This window comes from Pseudomonas sp. IT-P100, assembly GCF_949767185.1.
GTDB lineage: Bacteria > Pseudomonadota > Gammaproteobacteria > Pseudomonadales > Pseudomonadaceae > Aquipseudomonas > Aquipseudomonas fluorescens_B.
In genome coordinates this window covers 57469-64098 of sequence record NZ_CATKQK010000017.1, presented here as the reverse complement: position 1 = coordinate 64098, position 6630 = coordinate 57469, and the positions used below count along the sequence as shown (strand labels likewise).

Here is a 6630-nt window from a genome sequence, read left to right as displayed (position 1 = left end):
ACAACCTTAGCGCTCATGATAAATGGCTGATAACCACGCCCTGGAGTCTGGATACGGATCATCGCGGCGACCATACCCTTGATGAATATCAAAGTTATCTGGCTTATTTGCTTCACGCTCCGTATGTGCAACTGGGCCCGAACAAGCATGACTCCTGGATGAAAGAGCTGCTGTTAAAGGCCAAGCCCAAAGACATTCATCTGGTGTTGCCAGGACTCAAGCTCAACGACTTTCAACCGCCCCTGAACGGTCAACCGACTCATCGCCTGGGGATTGGCGCCCATCGTCTGTCCGTTCCCCTCCACAGTCGCGGCACGCCGCGAGAACACAAGGACGTCATCAGCGAGGAAATCACGGATAACCTGCGCATCGTGCAAGCAGGACCCGACCGGCTGGTGCTGTGCCTGCAGTATCCCGTGGACCCAGACTCTGAATTTACTCCTGCCTCCGAAACGCTAGAACTGGCCGTCTGTATCCAGACCCTGAATGCCAAGGGCGTGTGGGTTTCTCGCATTCGGGTCATTCGCCTGAGCCCTCGGGGTGAAGGCCGCTTTCCGGCGTTGGCCACTCAAACCGTTACCGAGCATCCACCGCTGTTGCGGGTTGAAACCCATTTGCTGGAGCTGGCCGACCATGCCCACCAACCTTGAAAGCGCCCTGCCTGCGCCACACCTTGAGCAACCCCGAAAAGCCGGAGATGTGGAACCGTTTCCCAGTGGGAAGATTACCTATCTTGCACCGTTGCCATTACCGACAGCGATACCGCCGCATGGTCCGCATATCGGGGAACTGAATGAGGTGTACATGGACTTCGGGCTGGGATCACCGCAAGTCTTTATGTGGCAGATGACTCTAGGCTTACCATTCAGTGGTGCTTTCATGATCACTTTCCTAATCCCACTAGCAATTGGCTGCATGGGCCTTATGTTCGGATATGACTTCGCATACACATGGGAGTTTGTCATTGATTTATTCTTCGCGATCTATGGATACGCCTTAGTTACCGGATTTTCCACGCTGGCAATCGGCCTCGGCGTCTGGCATCACAACCACAACAAACGCGCCGAAATCATCCCAACCCGCTTCAACCGCCAACGCCGCGAAGTCTGCTTCATGCCCGAAGGCGCCACCGAACCGCTCTTCGTCCCCTGGGAATCCCTCTCCGCCTGGGTCATCGAAGCCCAAGGCGCGACCCAATACGGCATCCACCGCCAATACGGCATGGGCATCGGTTTCCAGCACGGCGAAACCCTGACCAGCGTCGAATTTCCCTGCTTCGGTCTTTCGCTGGCCATCAGCCACTGGGAAGCCATCCGCGGTTACATGGAATACGAAATCCACGACCTCAAATCCATTCAGGACCCGCTAGACCTGGAAGGCCCGAACGACCCACCCCACGAAGGCCTGCACACCTTCCACAACGCCCGCGCACGCATGCATCAGCAAATCCGCGACGGCCAACGGGGTCGAGTATCTGGCTTCTTCTGGTACCTGTATCACGTCATGACCCTGTGGACGATTCCCAACCACCTGACCGAATGGGAAGTCCGCCGCCTTCAAAAAATGGCCCCGCAGGCCATGCCCGAAGTGATGCGCCAGTGGTCCGAGCCGTTGCCAAAGGAACAATGGGCGAAACCGAGTGAAGAACTGCTACGCCTGAGCGATCAGGTCCGCACCCTGCATAAACGCCAACCGCGACGCCCGATCACCGAGATCTTTGCGCAAGTGCAGCGTTTAACTCCGACCGACAAACGTCGCACATGAGTTGTGTATTCAATGCCCGCGCCCACCGCATTGCCATTCCTCTCCACAGCCGTAGGACGCTGCGAGAACGCAAGGACGTCATCAGCGAGGAAATCATGGCCAGCCTGCGCATCGTGCAAACAGGACCCGACCGTCTGGTGTTATGCCTGCAGTATCCCGTGGATCCTGATTCTGAATTTACCCCGGCCTCCGAAACACTGGAGCTGGCGGTCTGCTTACAGACCTTGAACGCCAAAGGGGTGTGGGAATCGCTGATAGACGTTATTCACCTCAACCCGCGCGGTAGGGACCATTTTCCTGCGTTGCCCCGTCAATCCGTTACCGAGCATCCACCGTTGTTGCTGGTTGAAACCCATCTGCTGGAGCTGGCCGACCATGCCCACCAAGATTGATGTGCCTCTGCCTTCCCCGCACCTTGAGCAATCCCGAAAAGCCGGAGATGTTGAGCCGTTTCCCAGTGGGAGAATTACTTATCTCGCGCCGTTGCCATTGCCGACAGCGTTGCCACCGCATGCCCCTCATATCGGGGAACTAAATGACGCGTACATGGACTTCGGGCTGGGTTCACCTCAGGTGTTTTCATGGCAGTTCTTACTGGGCGGGCCCTTCAGCGGAGCCGTCATGATCGCGTTCCTCTTTCCGCTAATCGGCGGCTTCCTTGGACTCGTACTTGGATATAGCTGGGAAGATACTAGAGATTCCATCGAAGGGATCTTCTATGCGTCCTACGGAATAGCCCTAATAACCGGCTTCTCTGCGTTGGCGATCCTCTTCTGCACTTGGCTCCACTATCACAACAAACGCGCCACCATCGTCCCCACCCGCTTCAACCGCCAACGCCGCGAAGTCTGCTTCATGCCCGAAGGCGCCACCGAACCGCTCTTCGTCCCCTGGGAATCGCTCTCCGCCTGGGTCATCGAAGCCCAAGGCGCGACCCAATACGGCATCCACCGCCAATACGGCATGGGCATCGGTTTCCAGCACGGCGAAACCCTGACCAGCGTCGAATTTCCCTGCTTCGGCCTTTCCCTGGCCATCAGCCACTGGGAAGCCATCCGCGGTTACATGGAATACGAAATCCACGACCTCAAATCCATTCAGGACCCGCAAGACCTGCAAGGCCCCGACGATCCCCCCCACGAAGGCCTGCACACCTTCCACAACGCTCGCGCACGCATGCATCAGCAAATCCGCGACGGCCAACGGGGTCGAGTCTCTGGCTTCTTCTGGTACCTGTACCACGTCATGACCCTGTGGACGATTCCCAACCACCTGACCGAATGGGAAATCCGCCGCCTCCAGAAAATGGCCCCGCAGGCCATGCCCGAAGTGTTGCGCCAGTGGTCCGAGCCGTTGCCAAAGGAACAATGGGCGAAACCGAGTGAAGAACTGCTACGCCTGAGCGATCAGGTCCGCACTCTGCATAAACGCCAACCGCGACGCCCGATCACCGAGATTTTTGCCGAGGTGCAGCGCTTGAATTCGACCGAAAACACCGCGCATGAGCGCTGAAAATCAAGATGGTATCTACCCCGTGACAGACTTGACGATTATTGTGCGCCGCGCCCTGGTTACCGACGCGCCCGCCCTCCCCGACATCGAACGTAGCGCTGCTCAATTGTTTCGCGGCGACCCTTCATTGGCCTGGCTGGCCGACAGCCCGGTGCCCGATGCCGAACACCATCAACAGGCGATAAAGACCGGACCGGTTTGGGTGGCGCAATCGGCCGAGGGTGCACTTGCAGGGTTTCTCAGCGCGGTGGAAGTCGACAACCAACTGCATATTCAGGAACTGTCCGTCAGCCAGCCCTTTCAGGGCCGGGGCATCGGGCGAAAGTTGCTGTTAGCCGCAGTTTCATACGCTCGCCGGCAAGAACTCGCCGGTCTGACTTTGACCACGTTTCGCGACTTGCCCTGGAATGAACTGTTTTATCGGCGCATGGGCTTCGCAACATTGAGCCCGGCTGAAACAGGACCGCGATTAACCCGGGTATTAAACGACGAAATCGCTCACGGATTACCCGGTGGACGCCGTTGCGCGATGCGCTTCAACCTTGAACCGGGGCCTTCAAATCAACCCCCATCGCCTGGGCGAACGCCTTGACCAGCGGACTGCGCACGGTGTTGTGTCGCAGGATCAGATTGAACGGCGTGCTGATATGAATCAGGTCGGGGCGTACCGCGCGAAATTGCCCTTGGGCGACCATTGAAGCGGCGTAATGCTGCGGTAGAAAACCGACGAAGCGCCCGGTCTTGATCAGCAACGCCACGGCTTCCACCTGGGTGGCCGAGGCCGAAAAGCTGTCATACCGGGCAAAATTCAATTTGTCGCGGTGGATCGCGTAGCGGTGGTTGATGCACTCGTAATCCTTGAGCACCTCGCTGTTGATTTCTGTCTCCGGCACCGCGAACAACGGGTGACCCACCGCACAGTAAACCTCCGAGCGTTCTTCATACAACGCGTAATAATCGAACTCTTCACGTTTCTGATAAACAGGAACGATACCAGCCACTAACCGTCCCTCTACGACGCCTCTTTCCACTTCATCCAGCTGCGACGACTGAAGTTGAAACCTTACTTTCGGTGACGTTTCATTTATTCGTTTAAGCGCTGCAACTAACGGCGAATTAACATCGGAAATAGTATTGTCAATAACGCCCACACCAAGGTCGCCAACAAGTTCGTTCTGCGCTGAACTAAGCCGATCACGAAAGTTGTCGACCGAGGCAAATAAATCAATCGACGCCTGATACACCAGACGACCTTCTTCGGTCAGATGAAAACCCTCGCGGCCTCGGGTACACAGGCGCATGCCGATGCGGATCTCGAGGTCGGATATCTGTTTGCTGATGGCGGCCAGCCCCACATTCAGCTCGTTCTGCGCCGCGCTGAAACCACCGGCCTCGACCACGGCCTTGAACACTTTGAGCAGTTTGAAATCCAGTCCGCTGAGGGCCAACGGTGCCCGCTGCACCGGTTTTGGCGCGGGGTTTCCGGAATTGGAAAGTGGGGTTTCCATAATGCTTATTTACCTCTGGCGCGCTATTCAACAACCTGTGCCCAACAACAAAAACATAGCTGGCCAATAATAATGAACACAGAAAACCAGGCTTGGCAACCGCTAATAATCTCCGTACTTCAGTGCCAACTCACTGATTTCGAACCATTAAAAGCTGACACTTCGATCAGCTCTCGCATTGACGCAACTGCGCTTTTCCCCTGCCCTTGAATATTGAACAGGCCTGACCACGCCCCATTGATTTGCGGCGGGTGTTTGCGGCCCGGCACACCGATTTCAGTTCGCTTTACCGACGAGGAAAACAACAATGTCTCAAACCACCGACCGTCTCTGGGGTGCTCGCTTCAAAAGCGGCCCATCCGAAGCCCTGGCGGCCCTGTCCCGTTGCCCCGAGCGCTATTTTCGTCTCACCCCGTACGACCTCGCCGGTTCCAAGGCCCATGCCCGTGAACTGCAACGCGCCGGGCTGTTGAGCGAGCAGGAAACCCTGACCATGCTCGCCGCGCTGGAAGGTATCGGTGCTGACTTCAACGCCGGCAGCATCGCGCCCACCCTCGACGACGAAGATGTCCACACCTTTATCGAACGCTTGCTGACCGAGCGCCTCGGCGCCTTGGGTGGCAAACTGCGCGCTGGCCGCTCGCGCAACGACCAGACCGCCAATGACCTGCGTCTGTTCCTGCGTGACCACGTGCGCACCCTCGCCGTTGAAGTATTGGCCCTGCAACAGGCGCTGGTGGATCAGGCCGAGCAACACATCGAAAGCATCTGCCCGGGCTTCACCCACTTGCAGCAAGCGCAGCCGATCGTCTTCGCTCACCACCTGCTGGCTCACGCGCAATCGATGCTGCGTGACGTACAACGCCTGGTGGACTGGGACGTTCGCACCTCGCTGTCGCCGCTGGGTGCCGCCGCCATGGCAGGTTCCGCCATCGCACGTCTGCCGCAACAATCGGCCAAGGAAATGGGCTACAGCGGCGTTTGCGAAAACTCCATCGATGCCGTGGCCAGCCGCGATCACGTCGCCGAGTTCCTGTTTATCGCCAGCATGCTGGGCATCAATATTTCCCGCCTCGCAGAAGAATTCTGCCTGTGGTCGTCGCGGCAATTTCGCTGGGTCGCCCTGGATGATGCCTACGCCACCGGCAGCTCGATCATGCCGCAGAAGAAAAACCCGGACATTGCCGAACTGGCCCGGGGCAAGGCTGGCCGTCTGATCGGCAACCTCACCGGCCTGCTCTCGACGTTGAAATCCCTGCCGCTGTCGTACAACCGCGACTTGAGCGAAGACAAGAACGGCGTGCTCGACAGCGTCGACACCTTGCTGTTGGTGCTGCCGGCGATGGCCGGAATGGTCGCGACCATGAAGGTCAACGTCGAAGAATTGCGGCGTCAGGCACCGCTCGGTTTCACCCTGGCCACCGAAGTGGCCGACTGGCTGGCGATGCGTGGCGTGCCGTTCAAGGAGGCCCATGAAATCACCGGCGCGCTGGTTCAGGCCTGTGAGAAGCACGACATCGAATTGTGGGAAGCGTCCCCTGCGCTGCTGGCCGAGATCGATCCGCGACTCACCCCGGAAGTGCGCGACAGCCTGACCCTCGAAGCCGCCATCGCCGCTCGCAGTGGCTGGGGCGGTACCGCACCGCAGCAGGTGCGCGAGCAGATCGGTCGGTTGAAGACCGCCCTCGCGGCGCAGCAGCAATGGACCGAGAACTATCAGGGCTTCCGTCTCTAACGGCCGCCACGCATAACCCTGTGGGAGCTAGCCTGCCAGCGATTTGGCTCTGTCTGACAAGCATTCGCTGATTGACACACCGCAATCGCCAGCAGGCTCGCTCCCACAAGG

General features: G+C 58.2%; 6 protein-coding genes and 1 pseudogene. 6 read left to right on the top strand and 1 reads right to left on the bottom strand.

The window, feature by feature from the left end; genetic code table 11:
• From ACM6IQ_RS15545 to ACM6IQ_RS15525, 5 genes and pseudogenes are all read left to right on the top strand, one after another.
• Positions 1-650, top strand: a pseudogene (locus tag ACM6IQ_RS15545) (hypothetical protein); the annotation flags it as partial.
• Entirely contained in the window at positions 634-1764 is a 1131-nt protein-coding gene (locus tag ACM6IQ_RS15540) for a hypothetical protein (RefSeq protein WP_414879253.1), read from the top strand. The pseudogene ACM6IQ_RS15545 and the gene ACM6IQ_RS15540, both read left to right, overlap by 17 nt.
• A gap of 95 nt (positions 1765-1859) precedes the next feature.
• A complete protein-coding gene (locus ACM6IQ_RS15535; RefSeq protein WP_414879252.1) occupies positions 1860-2156 on the top strand; it encodes a hypothetical protein in 297 nt (98 codons plus the stop codon).
• Positions 2157-2385: 229 nt separating this feature from the next.
• A complete protein-coding gene (locus tag ACM6IQ_RS15530; protein ID WP_414879251.1) occupies positions 2386-3276 on the top strand; it encodes a hypothetical protein in 891 nt (296 codons plus the stop codon).
• Positions 3266-3868 carry a GNAT family N-acetyltransferase gene (locus tag ACM6IQ_RS15525; protein WP_414879250.1) on the top strand — a complete coding sequence of 201 codons (603 nt, stop codon included), beginning with the start codon at positions 3266-3268 and terminating at the stop codon, positions 3866-3868. Before ACM6IQ_RS15530 ends, ACM6IQ_RS15525 begins: the two co-directional genes overlap by 11 nt.
• Here the strand turns inward: ACM6IQ_RS15525 and ACM6IQ_RS15520 are convergent.
• Positions 3813-4784: a LysR family transcriptional regulator gene (locus ACM6IQ_RS15520; protein WP_017339039.1), complete on the bottom strand. Its 972-nt coding sequence runs from the start codon at positions 4782-4784 to the stop codon at positions 3813-3815. The two genes, ACM6IQ_RS15525 and ACM6IQ_RS15520, sit on opposite strands and share 56 nt — an antisense overlap.
• A gap of 307 nt (positions 4785-5091) precedes the next feature.
• Between ACM6IQ_RS15520 and argH the strand changes: the two genes are divergently transcribed.
• A complete protein-coding gene (argH, locus tag ACM6IQ_RS15515; RefSeq protein ID WP_017339040.1) occupies positions 5092-6519 on the top strand; it encodes an argininosuccinate lyase in 1428 nt (475 codons plus the stop codon).
• The last annotated feature ends 111 nt before the right edge of the window (positions 6520-6630 follow it).